Genomic DNA, 18,231 nt, shown 5'->3' on the forward strand with positions numbered 1-18,231 from the left:
AGTCATTCAGGCCGGGAATCCGTCGCGGAAAACCTCGCTCAAGCATTCGCCGCACGCCGGCCATTCGGCACAAACAGCTCGAACGAGTCATCGCCATAAGCCCGCTCCACTTTGGCAATCACCACTTGATAACCCGCATACCACTTGCGGTACTGACGCTTGGCCTCCAGGTGCCTGGGATGGCTGGCGAATTCCCGGATAGAAGCTTCGTCCTGCCAGTAGTAACTGGCGTTGACCAGTTCGCCATCGGCCGAGCACCAGGACTGGGTACCGACGAACCCTTCGATGCTGATCGCGACTTCGTCGATCAACGTGCTCAACCGGTTGAACTCCTCGTCTCGTTGCCCGGGTTTGTAGATAAACGATGCGATGTACATGCAGAGGTTCCTTTTCAGTGAATGAGTCAGGCCGGACGTGTCATCAGGGCCAGCCGGACGGCGAGCAACAGCAATACCGCGGCCAGCCCCAATGACTGCCATTTGGCGAATGTCGACGTGCTGGAAATACGCCGGCTGACCGTGCTGCCGAAAACCCCGAGCAGGGTGTGAAACACGCCACTGACCAGGGTCAGCACCATGCCCAGCAGCACCAGCTGCATGGCAATCGAGCCTCGCTGCGTGTTAACGAATTGCGGCAGGAACACCATGAAAAACAGCAAGGCCTTGGGGTTCAACAGGCTGTTGAGCATCGCCCGGATCAGCAGGGTCTTGAGCGGCACCTGCGCAACATCCGACATGCCGCCGGCCGATGGCTTTTGCAACGCCTTGAGCGCCAGCCACAGCAGGTACAAGACACCGGCATAACGGATCAGGTCGAAGGCCGGCGGCCAACTGGCAACCAGTGCCGTAACGCCCATCGCGGTCAGCGCCGTCAGGATCAGATCGGCCAGGCCAATGCCCAATCCCGACGCCACGCCACCGCGCCAGCCATAACTGGCGCCATGGCTGATCACGAAGGCCATGTTCGGTCCGGGTGACAGCAGCAACAACATCACCGCGCCGACGAAAATCGATAAGGTCGCAAGGTCAATCACAGCGCAGTCTCCGTCCTGGAAAGCCTGTAGATTGCCTGTAGATTAAAGCGCCAATCTGATACAAACAAAAAATTGATCCAGATACAAAGAGCGCTCACCCATGACCCGTATTCGCTACAAACGCCTGGTGGATCAGTTCGCCGGGAAGATTCGCAGCGGTGAACTGCCACCCGCCACGCAATTGCCGACCATTCGCGCGTTGATGCAGCGCGAACGGATCGCCCTGGCCACGGCATTGCGGGTCTATCACGAGCTGGAAGCGATCGGCCTGGTGGTCGGCGAGACCGGCCGTGGCACCTTTGTGCGCGACACGTCCTTGCCACGCGGACTGGGGCTGGAACAGCAACCACTGGGCGTCGGCATGGTGGACCTGACCTTCAATTACCCGTCGGTACCCGGTCAGGACGAATTATTGCGCGAGGGTTTGCGAGCGATTGCCGCCTCCGGGGATATCGATGCGCTATTGCATTCCGCGCCTCAGGGCGGGCGGCCGCATGAACGGCAGACGGCGGCCCGGCATTTACGCAATCGGGACATTCGGGTGGGGGGCGATCAGGTGCTGATCGTCAACGGCGCCCAGCAAGGTCTTGCCGTGACGCTGATGGCACTGCTCAAGCCGGGAGATATTCTGGCCCTCGACGCCCTCACGTACCCCGGCCTGAAAACCCTGGCCCAGGCCCATCGGCTGGACCTCGAAGCCCTGCCGCAAATCGCCGGACACACCGACCTCGACGCCCTGGAAGCGCTGTGCAAGCGGCGCCCCGTGCGGGCGCTCTACAGCATGCCGACGATGCACAATCCGCTGGGGACGGTGATGTCCATCGCCGACCGTGAGCGCCTGGTGCAATTGGCCGAACGCTACGACTTTCTGATCATCGAAGACGGCGCCTATGCCTTCCTCGCAGAACCGGCACCCAAACCGCTGTTTACCCTGGCCCCGCAGCGCACGCTGTACATCAGCGGCCTGTCGAAAAGCGTTGCCTCGGGCCTGCGCATCGGTTTCATCGTTGCACCGAAAGCGATGATGCCGGCGCTGGAACAAGCCATTCGCGTGTCGACATGGAGCACCCCGTCGCTGACCGTCGCGCTGGCCTGCCGCTGGATCGATAGCGGCGAAGTCGACAACCTCGAAGAGCAAAAGCGCCTGGACGCCCGGCAGCGACAGAACCTGGCTCGGCAAATCCTGAACAATTGCGAACTGGTGGCGCATCCCGCGTCCTACTACCTCTGGCTCAGATTGCCCGAAGGCTTGCGGGCCGAAACGGTGGTTGCCGAGCTGGAACGTAAAGGTGTGCAGGTGACCAGCGCCGATCCCTTTGCCACGACCACTCATGTGCCTCCTGCACTGCGGGTGGCCATGGGGTCGATCAGCCTCGACGTGTTGAAGCGCGCCCTGGAGACTCTGCGTGAAGTCGTGGACATCTGACGGACTTTTCTGACGCCCATAAAAAAACCCGCCTAAGCGGGTTTCTCAAGACCATTACGACATCCTGTCGGTAGCCATCCTGGCGTATGGTCGATCATCCGTGATCCTGAACACGTCCTGTGTTCAGTTGATGGATCCAGATTAAACACATCGATGAAGCTTCAAAAGACGACATAACAGCGGCTGCGTGTAAGCCATTGACCATTCAGCGCCTGAAAGCAGCCCTTGTAGCAGCTGCCGAAGGCTGCGGTCGGCAGCTGCTACTAGTACGGGTACAGGTACGGGAGATCGGTCGCAGTTTCCTGCAGACGAAAAAAAACCCGCCGAAGCGGGTTTTCCCAAGACCATATCGACTCCCTGTCGGCAGCAATCCTTGCTTATGGTCGATCATCCGTGACCCTGAGCACTTCCTGTGCTTCAGTTGATGGGGCTAGATTACGCTTCGGATCCAATCAGCAATAGACGATATAGCTACTACCACGTGTAAGACATTCGCTATAGCCGCCCTTCCGAAAACCCTTAGACGTATCAACCATCACTGGCCGAAGCCGCGAATTTCGCGGCTTGCAGCCATCAACTTCCCTGACGCTCGTGGGCCTTGGTGTTTTCTGCCAGAAACTGTTCGATATTGTTCATCTGCTCATCCCAGCCACGGCTGTCCATGCGGAACGCCTTGAGCCTGCGCGACTGAGGAACGTGATCGAAACCGGACTCGACGACCGTCAACAGCGTGCCTTCGTCCATGTCCTGGAGTTCGAATTTCACCAGCGTGGTGGGCTCCTGGGAGTAATCGACTTCCGGTTCCACCGCATACGGGTGCCAGCGAAACGAGAACACCCGCTCCGGCTCGACCCGTTCCACCAGTACATTCCACAACAAGTGCTCATAACCAGGATAAGTGATCTGCCCCTGGGTCCACTCGCCGGCGACAAAGCGCTTGCCTTCGAGTGCCACGCCGAACCATTGCCCGAACATTTCGGCATTGGCCAGCATGCGCCAGACCCGCGAGCGCGGCGCCTTGAGCAGGATCTTTCTTTCGATGCGATCTGATGCTGGGTTCATAAGTCACCTCCTGTATTGAACAGTAGGCCCGTAAAGACCAGAAGACCAACCTAAAAGTTGTATCAAACGGCTGATGCAATCAACCGTACCTGAAATATTCGGCCTCGATTTTGGCCATAAGTTCTGGTTTGAAAGGCACAGTCAACGGATTGAAACTGCTAACGTTTGCAACGACGTGCAACCTTACAAGGAAGATTCATGCAGCCTTCACTCACGGAGCGTTATCGCGCAACCCTGTTAGGGCTTGCTTGTGCAGATGCTATCGGCACCAGTGTCGAATTCCAGCCACGCGGCTCGTTCGAGCCCCTGACCGATATGGTTGGCGGCGGCCCGTTCAATCTGAAGCCGGGGCAATGGACCGATGACACATCCATGGCACTTTGCCTGGCTGAAAGTCTGCTGAACAAAAAAGGTTTTGATGCGGCTGACCAGATGGGCCGTTACCTCAACTGGTGGCAATCGGGTTACCTGAGTTCGACCGGCGAATGCTTCGACATTGGCATGACCGTACGTGAAGCGCTGGCTCGTTATCAGAAAACCGGTCAGCCATTCGCAGGCTCCTCCGATCCCGACACGGCGGGCAACGGTTCGCTGATGCGGCTGGCGCCGGTAGTCTTGTACTACTTTCCCGACCGCGACCGGATCAGGACGTTTTCCGTAGACAGTTCGCGTACTACCCATGCCGCGCCGGAAGCACTTGAATGCTGTCAGCTGCTTGCCGAACTGCTCCACAAGGCATTGCTAGGCGCCACCAAGCCGGATTTGCAGCGCCTGCCAGAGACAATATTCCTGGAACCGAAAGTCATGGCCATCGCCCGAGGCGACTACCTCGACAAGTCCAAAGACGATATCCGGGGCAGCGGCTACTGCGTTGCATCACTGGAAGCGGCCTTGTGGTGCTTTCACCACACTGACAGTTTTGCAGCCGCCATCCTCGAAGCCGCGAACCTGGGTGACGACGCCGATACCACTGCCGCCATCGTCGGTCAGTTGGCCGGGGCTCACTATGGTGTGCAGGCCATCCCTGAAGGCTGGTTGGCGAAGTTGCACAGGCGCGCTGACATCCAGGCTTGTGCGGACCAGTTACTCGCGGCTTCAGGCGCCCTTTCTACAAGCTGAAGCCTGCGTCTTCGCTACACTGCAACCTCCTCTTTTCAATTGTCACAGCGAGAATCCCCATGCACCCACGCTTGCTCCTGGCACTGACGCCACTTCTGTTCACCCCTCTTGCGCATGCCGTCGACTGCGACAACGCCACCGACCAGACAACGATGAATCAGTGCGCGGCGCAGCAGAACAAAGCGGCCGACAAGGAGTTGAATGCGCTTTACCAGCAGATCACCACGCGATTGAAGGACAGCCCTGACGCCAAGAAGCTGTTGGTCGGTGCCCAGCGCTCATGGATTGCGTTTCGCGATGCCGAATGCAAGTTCTCGGCATCCGGTGTGGAGGGAGGCAGTGTTTATCCGCTGATCTACAGCAACTGCACCACGGAGCTGACCAAGGCGCGGGTCGAAGCGTTCAAGACTTACTTGAAGTGTAAGGAAGGGGATTTGAGTTGCCCGGTGCCTGAGGCTTGATGCTGCGGCGTTCTTGAGGGCCTCTTCGCGGGACAAGTCGGATCGCCGCACTTGCCCGCGAAGGCACCCGCTCAGGCACCACAATTACCGAACAAAAACCTGCGCCGTGGTAATCGCCATATCCCCACCCGGCATCTTGATGCTGCCAATTTGCTTCAGGCTATCGGCATCGAAAATCGCCACATCGTTGAACGTCCCGGCCAGGTAGATCTTGCTGCCGTCCTTGTTGAAGGAAATGCAGTAGTAGGAGTGATCGAGCGTCGCCGCCTGCAGCATTTTCTTCTGCTTGATGTCGTACTTGGCCAAGCGATTGAGCACGCCGAACATCAGGTTCGGATCCTTGGGCGAGCGCATGCCGCTGAAGTAGATTTCCGTCAGCGGACCGAAGTCGGTGGTTTCGGTCTTGCCGGTTTTCAGGTCGATGCTGAACAGCCCGTAGAGGTACTCGGCGGTGGCCGGGTCCTGCTTCTTGTCCTTGAATTTCGCGGCGGTGTAGAGCAGCGAGAAATCATGACGATAGGTCTGCTGGTTCCACACGTAGAGCACGTCCGGTGCGCTGTAGTTGGCCCGTTTCCAGTGACGGTTGGGGATCAGCACGTCGAACTTGCCGGTGTTCACATTAACCTTGTAAACATCCGCGCCTGCCACATACAACGTGCCGTCGTCACCGCTCTGCATGATGGTCAACTGCCGTGGTGCCGGGAAACTGCGCACGGGTTTGGCGTCCATGCCGGCGTCGGTCGCGTACACATCGAGGCGCGGTTGCTGCACTTCGTAGCGATCGTTGAGCATCAACGTCGGGTTGGCGACGGTGTACAGCTCCTTGCCGTCATGGCTGAGGGTGAACGCGAACATCGAACGTGCTTTCTCCCCCGGTTTCTGGGTGATGCTGGCGTGGAATACCTGCTTGCAGCTGTCCAGCTCAACGCCGTAGACATCCGCATAGTGGTTGTTCAATACGTAAGCGGTCTTGCGATCCGGCGACAGCTGCACGGTGCCAGGGCCGAAGGCGTCCGGCATTTTGCAGGTCTTGAACAACGTGTCCGTCGCCAGGTCGATGACGTGCAGGTTGTTCGGGTAATTGGTGGTCAACATGTACTCGTGACCGGTTTCGAGTGCAGTGTTTTCATCGGCCAGAACAGTGAGCGAACAAGCGCTCAGGACGGCGAACGCGGCCAGGCCGCAGGCTTTGATGCTAGGCATGCTGGAATCCTTCTCTGTCCGATTACTTGTCTTTTGGAAAGACAGTGCCGAGGTTGCGCCAGTTTTCGTTGGACGCCTGGGCATCCTTGTTCCAGTCCGGGTAGGTGCTCATCATGTCCGGCACCTGGGCCGGCCACCAGCACGGGTCGGAGCAGCCATAAAGATCGGCCTCCATCGGCTGGCACAGCGAAGACACACCACCAAAGGCGTCGATTTCCCAACCCGGGTCGGTGGTCGAGGCGCAGCCGGCGACGGAACTCATCGCCACCACTTCTTCGATGCGGTTTTCATCCGCGGCCTGATCCAGCTTCAACGCTTTGTTATTGATTGCCTTGAGATGTTTCATATCAGTGAGCCTTGCGCGGAGTGATGTAGCTGCTGATAAACGCAGGGTTGTGAGCCATGATCCGGGTGTAGACCTCGATGCCGAAGTCGACCCAGTCACGCATCAGCTCGCAGTAGTGATAGGTCGGATGGGTCGGGTCGCCGTATCGGGCGTAGCTCTCGTGGTAGCAGCCGCCGGAGCAGAGATTGCGGATCTGGCAGTCCTCGCAACCGGTGTTGGTGCGGTCCAGGCGTTGTGAGAGGAAGTCGTTCAACTCGACCTGTTTCACGCCGCTGTGGACGTTGCCGAAGGTCGGCAGGCTCGAACCGGTGAAGCGATGGCACAGGTTCAATTCGCCCTTGTGATCCACCGCCAGCATCTTCAGGCCCGCACCGCATGGCAGGGCTTTTTTGTGGCCTTCATGGATGTCGGTGATCAACTGGTGCAGGTTGGAGAAACCGATGTTGCGGTGCTCCAGCGCCGCTTCCAGATACCGCCGACCGAGTTTTTTCATGTTGGCGAAAACTTCGATCAGTTCATCGCTGGACAGGTTGAAACTGCTGATATCGCCCGAAGTCACGGGAGCAAAACCGACCTCGGCAAATCCCAGTTCGTTGAACAGGTGATCCCAGATGGTCTCGACGTCGGTGACGCCGGTGGTCAGGGTTACCCGCGCACCCACCGGACGGCTGTTGTAGCGCGACAGCAGCATTTCGGCCTTGCGTCGCACCACATCGTAAGTGCCCTGCCCGCCCACGGTGATGCGGTTGCGGTCGTGCACGGTTTTCGGCCCGTCGATACTGACCGAGAGCCCGAAGCGATGGGCATTGAGGTAGTCCACGGTCTCTTCGGTGAGCAGCGTGGCGTTGGTGGTCATGACGAACTCGACGAACTTGCCCGCCTCGGCAAAGCGCTTTTCACAGTAGTCGACCATGTACTCGATCAACTTGCGATTGCTCAGCGGCTCACCACCGAAGAACACCACGGTGAAGCGTTCTTCGTCCGGGGATTCGCGCAGCAGCATTTCCACCGACGCGACCGCGGTTTCGACGTCCATTTTCTTGCCGGCCGACGGCTTGTCGAGGTCTTCCTTGTAGCAGTAGGTGCAGCTCAGATTGCAGCCGGTGTTGACGTTGAGCACCACAGTATTGATCGCGGTGCGTTCGACCCGTTTGGTGCCGATGTCCGGCGTCAGTGGCGAGCCGTCGCTGACCAGTTCCAGCGAGATCAGCTCGCGCAGGGTCTCGGTGATTTCTTCGCCGTTGAAACGTGCGGCCAAGCGCTGGATCAGGTCTTCCGAGGAACAGCCGGGACCGCGCAAGGTATCGATGATGGTGCCGGTCAGCTCATCGCTGGCGAACAGCGAACTGCTGGGAATGTGAAACAGCATGCGGTCGGCATCGACGTGCACTTCGTGCAGATTACGCTCGACCAGATTCAAGATAGCGCCCATGGCAAACCTCCTGTGCAAGCCCCTTCTTGCGGGGTCTTGCGGTCATTCCGAAAAGTGTCTGAAACCGTAAAAGTCAGGTTTTCAACATCACGGAATGGGTGGATTGTTCCAGCGTTGCACAGTGACGATCATGTGGCCTTCGCCGGTCAGGGATTTCCCTGCGTCGTCGACGGCGGCGATCACCTTGAGGTTGCCGGCATTGTTGGTGGACATCTTGCGCGCAGGGTTCGGCCCGGCATCGCCCGGGGTGAACACGCCAGCGTCGGCCTGCATGGTGCCGGCGAACTTGACGTCTTCGTCTTCCCTGGCGCGGTCGTCGAAGGCTTCGACTTTCCACTGCGCCGGGAACACGCCGATGCGATATGGCTTGCCGTCGGCGCCTTTGCCCCAGGCTTCGGCATCGAAGCGGCCCTGGACTTTCGGCGTGGAACCACCGCCCTCGCCGATCCGCGCCACCGAGAATTCCGGCACCACTTTGACCGAGTCGATCTTGCTGTAGACCGACAGGCTCGGGCCTTTCAGGCTGCCAACCGTCACCGCGCGCAGGCCCGGCTGGGCATTGGCGGCGGCCTTGAGTTTGACCTTGATTCGGTCCGCGCTTTGCTCGACGACTTCGAGCACTTCCACGCCCTTGCCGAAGTTTGGTTTGCCGGTGAGGCCACTGCCGACCAGCGTCACCTCTGTCTCGGCGCCCGCCTTCAGATAACCCGGCTGCACCGCCAACAAACGCTGGGAACCCTGTTTGGCGGCGACGAAGTCCAGACCGCGCTCGTCGTGCTCGGCTTCGAACATCCGCCCCTGCATGGCATTGCCTTGGGCGGCGAACACCTGGCGCATGATCACACCATCAATGGTCACGTTGCCGCGCCATTCGTAGCCGGTATAGAGAATCGCGCTGCCGTCGCCATTGAAGGGCGTGCCGTCGGCATATTGGCCTTTGACGCCGACCTTGAAGGTGTCGCTGCCATCAGCGGTCACGCTCATCACGCCGGCCAATTCACCTTTGCCCGGCAAGTGGCCGCTGAAGCTCCAGTCACCCACCAGCGCAGCGCTTTTCGGTGCGCTGCCCAGCCATTTTTTCCAGGCCGGGTTGTCCAGCGGATAACGCTTGGCCAACAGCGGCACCATGTCTTTGCGGGCGATATCAAACCAGTCACGATCACGGGCCAGCGCCTGGTATTCCAGCGACGGCCATTGGCCGAGGTGGAAGTTCACCAGGCGCTCCCATTCCTGCGCCGGACGCCGTTGCAGGGCAACCCGCGCGCCGGAGTGGCAACGACCGCACATCTGGCTGGTCTGGTCGTCAAACTTCTCGACGGTATTGAGCCGCCGCTCCAGCGCGTAACGCACACCATCGGTCTCGCTCGGCGCAAGGCCCTGGGTGTCGGCCAGGTATTTGACGAGTGTCCGGCGGTCGTCATCGCTGATCTGCAAACCGTGCATGGTCTGCATCCGGGCGATACTCATCAGCCAGCCTTCCGGGGTTTTGCGCTGGTGGCTGATGCGGCTCAGGGCGTTATCGGCTTCGGGGGTGTGACAGCCCTGACAGGTTTCCTTGAGGATGGTCTGGGCGTCGCGGGCTGCCAGGCTATGGGGTGAGTGCAGCGCCATACAGGCGGCTACTACCAGCAGACTGGCGCTCATGCCTGATCGGAGTTTTCTCTTCATCAACGTCGAACCTCGCACGGTGCTTTCTTATTTTTGTGGCTTATCGTTTTTATGGTTTCTGCCGTCGGCTTTGATCCGCTGACGGAGGCAAGCGAAACGTCTGCGATGAGCAATACACGGAGCGTGCCAGCTTGACGATCACCATAAAATTCAATCAGTTACGTGAAAACACTGGCTATTGAGCGCGCCTGAACGAGATCGCCCGCGTCTAATATCGCGACACCTGTTGCAGTGTGAGACAAGCATAGATGTCCCCGACCGGAACACTTCATCGCCCGGCGATTGACGATGCTCCAGTGCAGGCGCGAAATGAGGGTTCACCGATTGCCAGTCAGAGGGTAAGAACATGGCAAGCATAACGGTCCTGGCGGGGGACTTTCTGCAGGGTGATGGAGAGTACAGGGACGGCGTTTTCACGCTCAGGACGTCGCTGCACCCGTGGCCCGGCATCACCCTCCCGCTCTCATTGTTCAAGAGCGTAGAAGTGGCTAATGAGGACTCGATCAACAACATCAAGGATGTCATCGGCTTCGGCGTGGCGGGGGCCATGTTGCTGGGACCGATCGGCGCGATTGCCGGTTTCATGTTGGCAGGCAAGGAAACCGAGGTAACCTTTCTGGCCACACTCAAGGATGGAAGAAAGTTGCTGGCAGCTGTAGATAGCGACACGTTCGAGGAGATTTCTCAAAAAATCCCGTCATGAAATGACGGACGCACGCCGCACCACCAACGGGTGCGGCGTGACATCGGTTCAGCTGTAGAACGTCGGGTGAACGCCTTTGTGAGCCTCGATTTCCAACCGCATATCAGCCACCAGCGAAGCAATTGCATGGGGGCTGTCCAGTGTCCACACCGGAATGTGAGTGGCCACCAGATCCACTTTGCCGGTCATGCAATCGCAGACCCGAATCGTCAGGGACTGGTCCGCCTCCATGCTGCAGGTGCACACGGCGGGCAGAAAACTTTGCTCGATGATGTTTTGGATTTCCAGGGGTGATAGGAACATCGCTACCTCCCTCACGCCAGATGGATGCCGGGCAAATGCTCCGTCATTTCACCCTTTAGCCTGAAAATTCTAATCCTCAATAGCGGACCTCTCAAGACCGTGGCAGGTTGCTCGTCGTCTCATCGGGCTGTCGCGATTTGCGACACCTCCAAGCGAGTCGTCCGCCTCCTCACATCACTCAAAACCCCGCCGACACTGGGCTATCAGCCCCTTCCCGGCACTTGGCACAGCCATTGCCAAACATTGAGCAAGCCCCCGTTTTCACGCACAACAAGAGGTCTTGCCATGCCCCTCCCTTATCTGCTTCCCGCCACCTCGGCGTTCATCCAGCGCGCACCGCGCATGCTCATTGGCGGTGACTGGGTCGAGGCCGCCGACGGCCAGACCATGCCCCTGCACAACCCGGCCACCGGCGAGGTGCTGTGCTCGGTGCCACGGGCCACGCCCGAGGATGTCGACCGCGCGGTACTTGCCGCCCGTCAGGCTTTCGACGATTCGTCCTGGACCCGCACTCGCCCCCGAGAGCGGCAAAACCTGCTGTGGAAACTCGCGGATCTGATGCAGCGCGACGCCGAACTGCTGGCGCAACTCGAATGCCTGAACAACGGCAAAAGCGCGGCCGTGGCCCAAGTGATGGACGTGCAGTTGTCCATCGATTTCCTGCGCTACATGGCCGGTTGGGCGACCAAGATCGAAGGTTCCAGCGTTGACGTGTCGCTGCCGCTGATGCCCAACGATCAGTTCCACAGTTTCATCCGTCGCGAAGCGGTGGGCGTGGTCGGCGCCATCGTCGCCTGGAACTTCCCGCTGTTGCTGGCCTGCTGGAAACTCGGCCCGGCCCTCGCCACCGGTTGCACCGTGGTGCTCAAACCCGCCGACGAAACCCCGCTGACCGCACTGAAACTCGCCGAACTGGTGCTCGAAGCCGGCTACCCCGAGGGCGTGTTCAACGTGGTCACCGGCACCGGCATCACGGCGGGTTCCGCCCTGACCCACAACCCGCTGGTCGACAAACTGACCTTCACCGGTTCCACCGCCGTGGGCAAGCAGATCGGCAAAATCGCCATGGACTCCATGACCCGGGTCACCCTGGAACTGGGCGGCAAGTCGCCAACCATCGTCATGGCCGATGCCGACCTGAAGACCGCCGCCGCGGGTGCGGCCAGCGCGATTTTCTTCAACCAGGGCCAGGTCTGCTGCGCCGGCTCCCGGCTGTATGTACAGCGCAAGCATTTCGACAATGTGGTCGCGGACATCAGCGACATTGCCAACGCCATGAAGCTGGGCAACGGCCTGGACCCGAGTGTCGAAATGGGCCCGCTGATCTCGGCGCGTCAACAGGAACGGGTTTACCGCTACATCGAGATGGGCCGGGAAAGCGGCGCGACCATCGCCTGCGGCGGCGAGCAATTCGGACCGGGGTATTTCGTCAAACCAACGGTGATTGTCGATGTCGATCAGCGGCATTCATTGGTCCAGGAGGAAATCTTCGGACCGGTGCTGGTGGCGATTCCGTTCGATGATGAGGCCGATGCCTTGCGCATGGCCAATGACAGCCCTTATGGCCTTGGGGCGAGTATCTGGTCGAATGATCTGGCGGCGGTGCACCGGATGATTCCGCGGATTAAATCAGGTTCGGTTTGGGTCAACTGCCACAGCGCCCTGGACCCGGCGCTGCCGTTTGGCGGCTACAAGATGTCGGGGGTCGGGCGTGAGATGGGGTATGCGGCGATCGAGCATTACACCGAGTTGAAGTCGGTGTTGATCAAGCTGTAATAGCGGCGCCCTCCCGGGCGCCATCGCGAACAGGCAAGCCCGGACAACCCAAATGTCAGGGCTTGAACCCCTGAGCCAACAACCAACTGCGAACCATCCTCCCCTGCTCCACCGTCAGCCCGGCCAACACCTGCTCGGCCGGCTCGCTGCGCAACCGTCGCACCAACGGCGCCAGCTCAACCCCTTGCACATGCCAGATCCCCAGCGGCTGATCCGCCGTGATCACCACCTCGGCCTCATCCACAAAACCATCGCGCAACACCGGCGCTCGCACAATCCTCACTGAGGAAAAATCCGCCTCGGCGTGGGCCACTTGCGCATCCGGCCATTGCCGTCGCGCCTGCCAGAACGGCTGATCCGGCCAGCGCTGCTCATCGGCATAAAAGTCCCGGCCAATCCGCGCAAAACGCAAAAACAACTGCTCGACTCGCTGCTGATGAAAACGCTGTGCCAGCAATGCCCGCTCTGGCTTGCGCAACAACGTGTTGATCACCGTCGGTGCCTGCAACGCCGAAGACAATGATTGGAAGATGCCGTTGCCCGACAGCGGATCCACCGCCATGGCCGCATCACCGACCCGAATCCAGTGATCGCCGCACACCTGCGACGACAAAATCGCCGTGCTGCTACGCGCATGCAGCTGCAAATCGGTTTCCGCCTCGCTGGCAAAAAACGCCCGAGCCACCGCCGAAGCCTGGCGCCGCTGGCGGCAGTAATCGAGCAACAGCGCCTTGCCCGGCAACTCGGCACTGGCCACGTCGATCGTCCATTGCCAATAGCATTGACCGTCGGCCCGCCGCGCCATCCAGGCCCAACCGTCCTCAAGGCTTTCCACGGCGCTGGCGGTGGTACCCGGCGCACCTTGCCAGCGATTGAGCAAGCTGAGCGTCTCCGGCCCGCGCCGACCTTTGCCGAGGGCCGGTGCCTGGCGTCCGCGGGCTTCCACCAGAAAATCCGCGACCAGCGCTTCGCGCCCTTCAATGTCGATTCGATGCCCCGCAGCCGACGACTGCACCGTCAGCACCCGGCCTTCGATCAGCTCGACACCGGCCAGCCGCAAATCCTCGCGCAAGCCTCGATCAAAGCTCGGGCGATCCAGTAAAAATTCGATGTTCTGCGCATGCTGCTGACCGTTCCAGGACACCTGCCGTTGGGAAGGCACCGTCGCATCCGCCAACGCTTGATGCAGCCCCGCACCACGCAACGCATCCAGCACCCGTACGGAAACTCCTTCCAGCGCCGCAAACCGCCGCCACTCACTGACCAGCGTCACGGCGTACCCGAGCCGTCGCAGCCCCAGGGCCACCGCCGCCCCCGCTGGCCCGGCGCCAAGAATGACAATCGCGTTCATGCGCCAGAGCGCCGTTCAGGGCCGCGATAACGGGCATTCTCCCGCAGCCAATCGACTACCTGTTCGTTGCTCGCCTCGGGGTTTGCCACGAGGAAGCTCGCAATGTGCCCGCTCAATGCCGCACAGCCGAGGCTCGCGCCGGACTGCCCCGGGTAGGTGCCGTGAACACACGCGGCGAAGTCCGCCTGGGCGCTATTGAGCCACGACCATTCCTGCTCGGCGCAACGCGCATCACCGGTGACCCGCAGCACCTGTGGATAATTGGCCGGAAACACCCCTTCGCCCTGAGCCGGGCTGGATGCACAGAGCAGCGCGCCACGCGCCACCGCTGCCGCACAGGCTTCACGCAACAGGCTGCGATCCTGCCGCAAACCGAGGCTCAGGTTGATCAATCGCACATCCTGCGCCACCAGCCAGTCAATCGCGGTGGCGATCTGCAAGGCGCTGGTGACCCCGCGCTGGTCGAATACCTGGGCCACGCAGAAAACCGCCGAAGGCGCCCGTCGGCCGATGGCCTCGATCACCGCGCTACCGTGGCCAAGCGGATCATCGCGTAACTCACTTTCCGCCAGCCCATCCTCCAGAAGCGAGAACCGCCGACCGGCAACCACTTGCACCCGTTGTGCTGCCGAGTGACCGCTGTCCACCACGCCAATCCGCAACTCAGGCTTCATGCTGCACCGTTTTTGAGGTGAGCACGCCATCCAGCAATTCAAAGCGCAGATCGGCATCGGCCAGGGTCGAGGGACGATGGCTGATCAGAATCCGCGTACGCCCGGCGAACAGTCGGTCGATCGCCTCGATCACTTCGCGCTCGGTGGCTTCGTCGACCGCCGAGGTCGCTTCGTCCAGCACCAGAATCAACGGATCCTGCAACAGTGCCCGGGCAATGGCAATGCGTTGTTTCTGCCCACCGGACAGCTGCTGGCCACGTTCGCCCAAAGGGCTGTCGAGGCCTTCGGGCAACGACTCGATCAGGCTGTCGAGTTGCGCCAGACGCGCGACTTCGGCAATCGCTTCGCGACTGGCATCCGGCACGGCGTAGGCCAGGTTGTCGGCGAGGCTGCCGCGAAACAAGACGATGTCCTGACTGACCACGGCAATCCGCCGACGCAGCTGGAACAGATCCAGTTCCCGCAGATCGACCTCACCGAGCAACACCCGACCGGACTGCGGATCGTGGTGCCGCTGCAACAGGTCGATCAGAGTCGATTTACCAACACCGGAGCCGCCGCTCAGGGCGACTTTCAAACCGTAGGGAATGCGCGCCTCGATACCACGCAAGGTCGTCGGGCGGCCAGGATGGCTGAAGTGCACGTCGTCGAAGCGCAACTCGCCGGAGGTCGGCATCGGTTGCGGCGTAACCGGCGTGAGGACGGTCGGTTCTTCACCGCGCAACTCCATGACCCGCCCGAGGCTGACGGTCATCCGTTGAATCGCGACGTAAAGCCCGAGCAGGCTCTGCACCGGGCCGACCGCCATGCCCAGATAGGTCGAAAACGCGATCAGCGCGCCCAGCTGCCAAGTCCCTTGCACCACCCAGTAACCGCCAATCAAAAACGCACAGGCCCGCGACAGCGAGGTCAGTGTGCCGGGCACCGCTTGGGTGAAAAACTCGGTGACTTGCAGGCGCAACAATTGGCTCATATACCCTTGGCCCAACCCCTCCAGCCGCCGCGCTTCTCGCTGTTGCTGACCGGCGGACTGGATGAATTTCATCACCGGCAAGGTCTCGACCATGAACGACGACATGTCCGCCGAACGCTCGCGCAACTGCCGCACATCGCGCTCGACCTTGCGCCGCATCCAGCGCAGCCAGAGTACGTCGAGCGGAATCAGCACCAAAGCCAGCAGCGAGAGTTTCCACGACAGGGTCACCAACATTGCCACGGCGACCACCAGACCAATCACGCTCGACACCGCAGAGAACAGCGAGTCCACGGCAAAACGCTGGATCTCCGCGACATCGCCATCAAGGCGCGACATCAAATCGCCGATGCGCCGTTGGCCGTAGAAACTCGGCGAGAGCCTCTGCAAATGCCGGTAAAGGTCATCGCGCAGGGCAAACAGAATCCGTCCGGACAGTCGCGTGTGCAGGTAACGATTGATGCCCGACAGCGCCGTGCCCAACAACCCGGCGACGATCATCAACCCGGCGATCAGCACCAGCATTGGAAAGTTGCGTGCCAGCAGGCCGTCGTCGATCAGCAGTTTGGTCAGCCAGGGCTGCACCAGTACCAGCGACGAAGCACAGACCGACAACCCGAGCAGCCCGGCAATCGCCAGCCGATGGGGGCGCACGAAACTGTACAGCCAGCGCAACGCCGCTTGCAGGGCGGCGGGGTTCTGGCTGTCGATAAGCCGCACGATCAAGCGCTGCATCACGAGCGCAACTGTTTGAGCTTGCGGTACAGGGTCGCGCGGCTGATGCCCAAGGCATCGGCAGCGGCCGAGACGTTGCCTTGGTGCGTCTCCAGGGACTGGCGAATCAGCTCCAATTCATGTTCACGAATACTGCCGCTCTGGGAACGTTCGCCGGCAGTCAATTCGTCGAGCATGCTGTCGGGCAAATGGTCGAGAGTGAGCACTGTGTCTCCCGGCTCGCGCATGGCCAGTGCGGTGCGCAACACCATCTCCAGTTGGCGGATGTTGCCCGGCCAGTGATAGCCACCGAGCAAGCGACTCAGATCGTCATGCAGGACCACCGCCGGCGCATCGAGCCTGGCCAGCAAACGACCGACCAGGCCGCTGAAGTCATCGCGCTCGCGCAGGGCCGGGAGCATCACGCTGATGCCGTTGACCCGGTAGAACAAGTCTTCACGGAAGTGTTTGTCTTCCACCAGACGCTTGAGGTCGCGGTGGGTGGCGCAGATCAGTGCGACGTCGATGTCTTGCTCTTCGCCGGCACCCAGCGGGGCGACTTTGCGGTCCTGTAGCACGCGCAAGAGCCGCGCTTGCAGGACCAGCGGCATGTCGCCGATTTCGTCGAGAAACAAGGTGCCGCCGTGGGCCTGTTGCAGGCGACCGATCATGCCGCCGCGACGGGAGCCGGTGAAAGCGCCTTCGCGGTAACCGAACAGCTCCGACTCGATCAGGCCTTCGGGAATGGCCGCGCAGTTCACCGCAACGAAAGGTTTGTCGCACCGCGCTCCAGCCATGTGCAGCGCCCGGGCAACGACTTCTTTACCCGTGCCGGTTTCGCCCAGCAGCAACACCGGCAGTTCATTGGCCAGGCCTTGGCGGGCCATACGCAAGGCCCGGGCATAACGGGTGTTACTGCCAGCCAGGGATTCAAGATCGGGGTGGGGCTTGGCGGTTTTGGCTGGGGTGCGCGCCGGGGTGCTGACGTTGATCGACCGCTGCGGTGCGCGCAGGGTTTTGTAGAAGAATTCGCCTTTGGCGGTTTGCAAACTGCCGACGCCACCCTGATGCAAACGCGACAACAGTTGCAGGCCATCGACACCCAGAAACTCTTCGCAGCGCCGACCGACCAGCGCAGAGCGTTCTGCATGCAGCAACTGGCAGGCCTGGGCACTGACGGCGAGAATCTGCCCGCCGAGGCTCACCGCCAGCAAGCCCTGCCAAGGGGATTCGAGGTATTGCCGACGGCTGTGGAAGGCCAGCACGATCTGGTCCGGATAACTGGCGTTGAACACGCGACTTTCGATCTGGCTGACAGCCATGGCCAGCAGCGCGGTGCTGTCGTGAACGCGGCCGAGCGGGCCTTCGCGGGTCAGGTCGAGCACGCCGAGGATGTCGCCTTGCGGGCAATAAATCGGCACTGAGGTGCAGGAAAAATCGGTCAGGCGATCGAGGTAATGTTCGCCGCAATCGATCATGGTTGGCCGGGCTTCCACCAGCGCGGTGCCCAGCGCATTGGTGCCGCGAGCGGCTTCGCTCCAGCAGGCGCCAAGGGTAATGTCTTGCAGGCCGCTACCCTTGAGACGGTCGGCGCGCCCTTCGACGGCGAGGATGGTGGCGTCGGAATTGGCGAGGATGATCAGCCCTTCCTTGCCCTGACGCTCGGCCAGATAGTCGATGGCCGGCATCGCTGCATCGATCAACAACCGATTGCTCGCCAGCAGCACGTCGAGGCTGGCGCTCGATTCCAGCGCCAGCTCATGCTTGGCATTGAAATGCACGCCGTGGCTGAGGCTGCGCCGCCACGACGCATCGATTTCCGCACGCAACACTCCATCGGGGACGGCGCCTTCGAGATGCAGCTTCTCCCGGGCCAGCCTGGCTTCGCGGTGCAACGTGGGATGGGTTGTTTTTATTAGCGTCATCAAGCGCTCCGGATCGGTCCGCCCTGCGCTTTTTGAAGATCAGCGCCCTGCCGCAATCTTTA

Annotated in this window: 17 protein-coding genes; 5 read left to right on the top strand and 12 right to left on the bottom strand. The window is 60.8% G+C overall.

Translation table 11 applies throughout. From position 1 onward, the window contains the following. Positions 1-38: 38 nt before the first annotated feature. Both ACCC96_RS09110 and ACCC96_RS09115 read right to left on the bottom strand, forming a co-directional pair. Positions 39-377 (bottom strand): antibiotic biosynthesis monooxygenase family protein, encoded by a 339-nt coding sequence (locus ACCC96_RS09110; RefSeq protein WP_019648322.1) that lies wholly within the window; start codon positions 375-377, stop codon positions 39-41. 26 nt (positions 378-403) lie between these two features. Beyond that, positions 404-1,033, bottom strand: a complete 630-nt coding sequence (locus ACCC96_RS09115) for a LysE family translocator (protein WP_413695625.1) — start codon at positions 1,031-1,033, stop codon at positions 404-406. 100 nt (positions 1,034-1,133) lie between these two features. On the opposite strand from ACCC96_RS09115, the gene ACCC96_RS09120 reads away from it, so the two are divergent. Next, complete coding sequence (locus ACCC96_RS09120) at positions 1,134-2,459, top strand: PLP-dependent aminotransferase family protein (RefSeq protein ID WP_413695626.1); 1,326 nt, start codon at positions 1,134-1,136, stop codon at positions 2,457-2,459. 573 nt (positions 2,460-3,032) lie between these two features. On the opposite strand, the gene ACCC96_RS09125 is transcribed toward ACCC96_RS09120, so the two are convergent. After that, entirely contained in the window at positions 3,033-3,521 is a 489-nt protein-coding gene (locus tag ACCC96_RS09125) for an SRPBCC family protein (protein WP_018925328.1), read from the bottom strand. A 198-nt stretch (positions 3,522-3,719) separates the two neighbouring features. Here ACCC96_RS09125 and ACCC96_RS09130 point away from each other — a divergent pair, with 198 nt between their 5' ends. Together ACCC96_RS09130 and ACCC96_RS09135 are read left to right on the top strand one after the other, a co-directional pair. Then, positions 3,720-4,640: an ADP-ribosylglycohydrolase family protein gene (locus tag ACCC96_RS09130; RefSeq protein ID WP_019648318.1), complete on the top strand. Its 921-nt coding sequence runs from the start codon at positions 3,720-3,722 to the stop codon at positions 4,638-4,640. A 59-nt stretch (positions 4,641-4,699) separates the two neighbouring features. Next, positions 4,700-5,101 (top strand): lysozyme inhibitor LprI family protein, encoded by a 402-nt coding sequence (locus tag ACCC96_RS09135; protein WP_019648317.1) that lies wholly within the window; start codon positions 4,700-4,702, stop codon positions 5,099-5,101. Between the two features lie 84 nt (positions 5,102-5,185). Here ACCC96_RS09135 and peaD read toward each other — a convergent pair whose 3' ends face one another. From peaD to peaA, 4 genes are all read right to left on the bottom strand, one after another. Continuing rightward, a complete protein-coding gene (gene peaD / locus ACCC96_RS09140; RefSeq protein ID WP_413695627.1) occupies positions 5,186-6,304 on the bottom strand; it encodes a quinohemoprotein amine dehydrogenase subunit beta in 1,119 nt (372 codons plus the stop codon). 22 nt (positions 6,305-6,326) lie between these two features. After that, positions 6,327-6,650 (bottom strand): quinohemoprotein amine dehydrogenase subunit gamma, encoded by a 324-nt coding sequence (qhpC, locus tag ACCC96_RS09145; RefSeq protein ID WP_007971075.1) that lies wholly within the window; start codon positions 6,648-6,650, stop codon positions 6,327-6,329. A 1-nt stretch (position 6,651) separates the two neighbouring features. Next, entirely contained in the window at positions 6,652-8,082 is a 1,431-nt protein-coding gene (gene peaB, locus ACCC96_RS09150; protein ID WP_413695628.1) for a quinohemoprotein amine dehydrogenase maturation protein, read from the bottom strand. Positions 8,083-8,169: 87 nt separating this feature from the next. Further along, complete coding sequence (peaA, locus tag ACCC96_RS09155) at positions 8,170-9,750, bottom strand: quinohemoprotein amine dehydrogenase subunit alpha (protein WP_413695629.1); 1,581 nt, start codon at positions 9,748-9,750, stop codon at positions 8,170-8,172. Positions 9,751-10,096: 346 nt separating this feature from the next. Here peaA and ACCC96_RS09160 point away from each other — a divergent pair, with 346 nt between their 5' ends. Next, entirely contained in the window at positions 10,097-10,453 is a 357-nt protein-coding gene (locus ACCC96_RS09160; RefSeq protein WP_007933156.1) for a hypothetical protein, read from the top strand. Positions 10,454-10,501: 48 nt separating this feature from the next. On the opposite strand, the gene ACCC96_RS09165 is transcribed toward ACCC96_RS09160, so the two are convergent. Then, positions 10,502-10,756 (bottom strand): DUF1652 domain-containing protein, encoded by a 255-nt coding sequence (locus ACCC96_RS09165; protein WP_007933158.1) that lies wholly within the window; start codon positions 10,754-10,756, stop codon positions 10,502-10,504. 285 nt (positions 10,757-11,041) lie between these two features. On the opposite strand from ACCC96_RS09165, the gene ACCC96_RS09170 reads away from it, so the two are divergent. Then, on the top strand, positions 11,042-12,532 hold the full coding sequence (locus tag ACCC96_RS09170) for an aldehyde dehydrogenase family protein (protein ID WP_413695630.1): 1,491 nt from the start codon (positions 11,042-11,044) through the stop codon (positions 12,530-12,532). A gap of 55 nt (positions 12,533-12,587) precedes the next feature. On the opposite strand, the gene ACCC96_RS09175 is transcribed toward ACCC96_RS09170, so the two are convergent. The 4 genes from ACCC96_RS09175 to ACCC96_RS09190 are packed head-to-tail and all read right to left on the bottom strand — an operon-like array spanning position 12,588 to position 18,169. Next, positions 12,588-13,883, bottom strand: a complete 1,296-nt coding sequence (locus tag ACCC96_RS09175) for an FAD-dependent monooxygenase (protein ID WP_413695631.1) — start codon at positions 13,881-13,883, stop codon at positions 12,588-12,590. After that, the gene (locus tag ACCC96_RS09180) at positions 13,880-14,557 is read right to left on the bottom strand and encodes a S8 family serine peptidase (RefSeq protein ID WP_413695632.1); all 678 of its coding nucleotides are present in this window, start codon (positions 14,555-14,557) and stop codon (positions 13,880-13,882) included. Before ACCC96_RS09180 ends, ACCC96_RS09175 begins: the two co-directional genes overlap by 4 nt. Continuing rightward, positions 14,547-16,265 carry an ABC transporter ATP-binding protein gene (locus ACCC96_RS09185; RefSeq protein WP_413695633.1) on the bottom strand — a complete coding sequence of 573 codons (1,719 nt, stop codon included), beginning with the start codon at positions 16,263-16,265 and terminating at the stop codon, positions 14,547-14,549. Before ACCC96_RS09185 ends, ACCC96_RS09180 begins: the two co-directional genes overlap by 11 nt. Next, a complete protein-coding gene (locus ACCC96_RS09190; protein ID WP_413695634.1) occupies positions 16,265-18,169 on the bottom strand; it encodes a sigma-54-dependent Fis family transcriptional regulator in 1,905 nt (634 codons plus the stop codon). The genes ACCC96_RS09185 and ACCC96_RS09190 overlap by 1 nt, the downstream gene beginning before the upstream one ends. Between the last annotated feature and the right edge of the window lie 62 nt (positions 18,170-18,231).

The organism is Pseudomonas sp. Pseusp11, from assembly GCF_047304405.1.
Taxonomy (GTDB): domain Bacteria; phylum Pseudomonadota; class Gammaproteobacteria; order Pseudomonadales; family Pseudomonadaceae; genus Aquipseudomonas.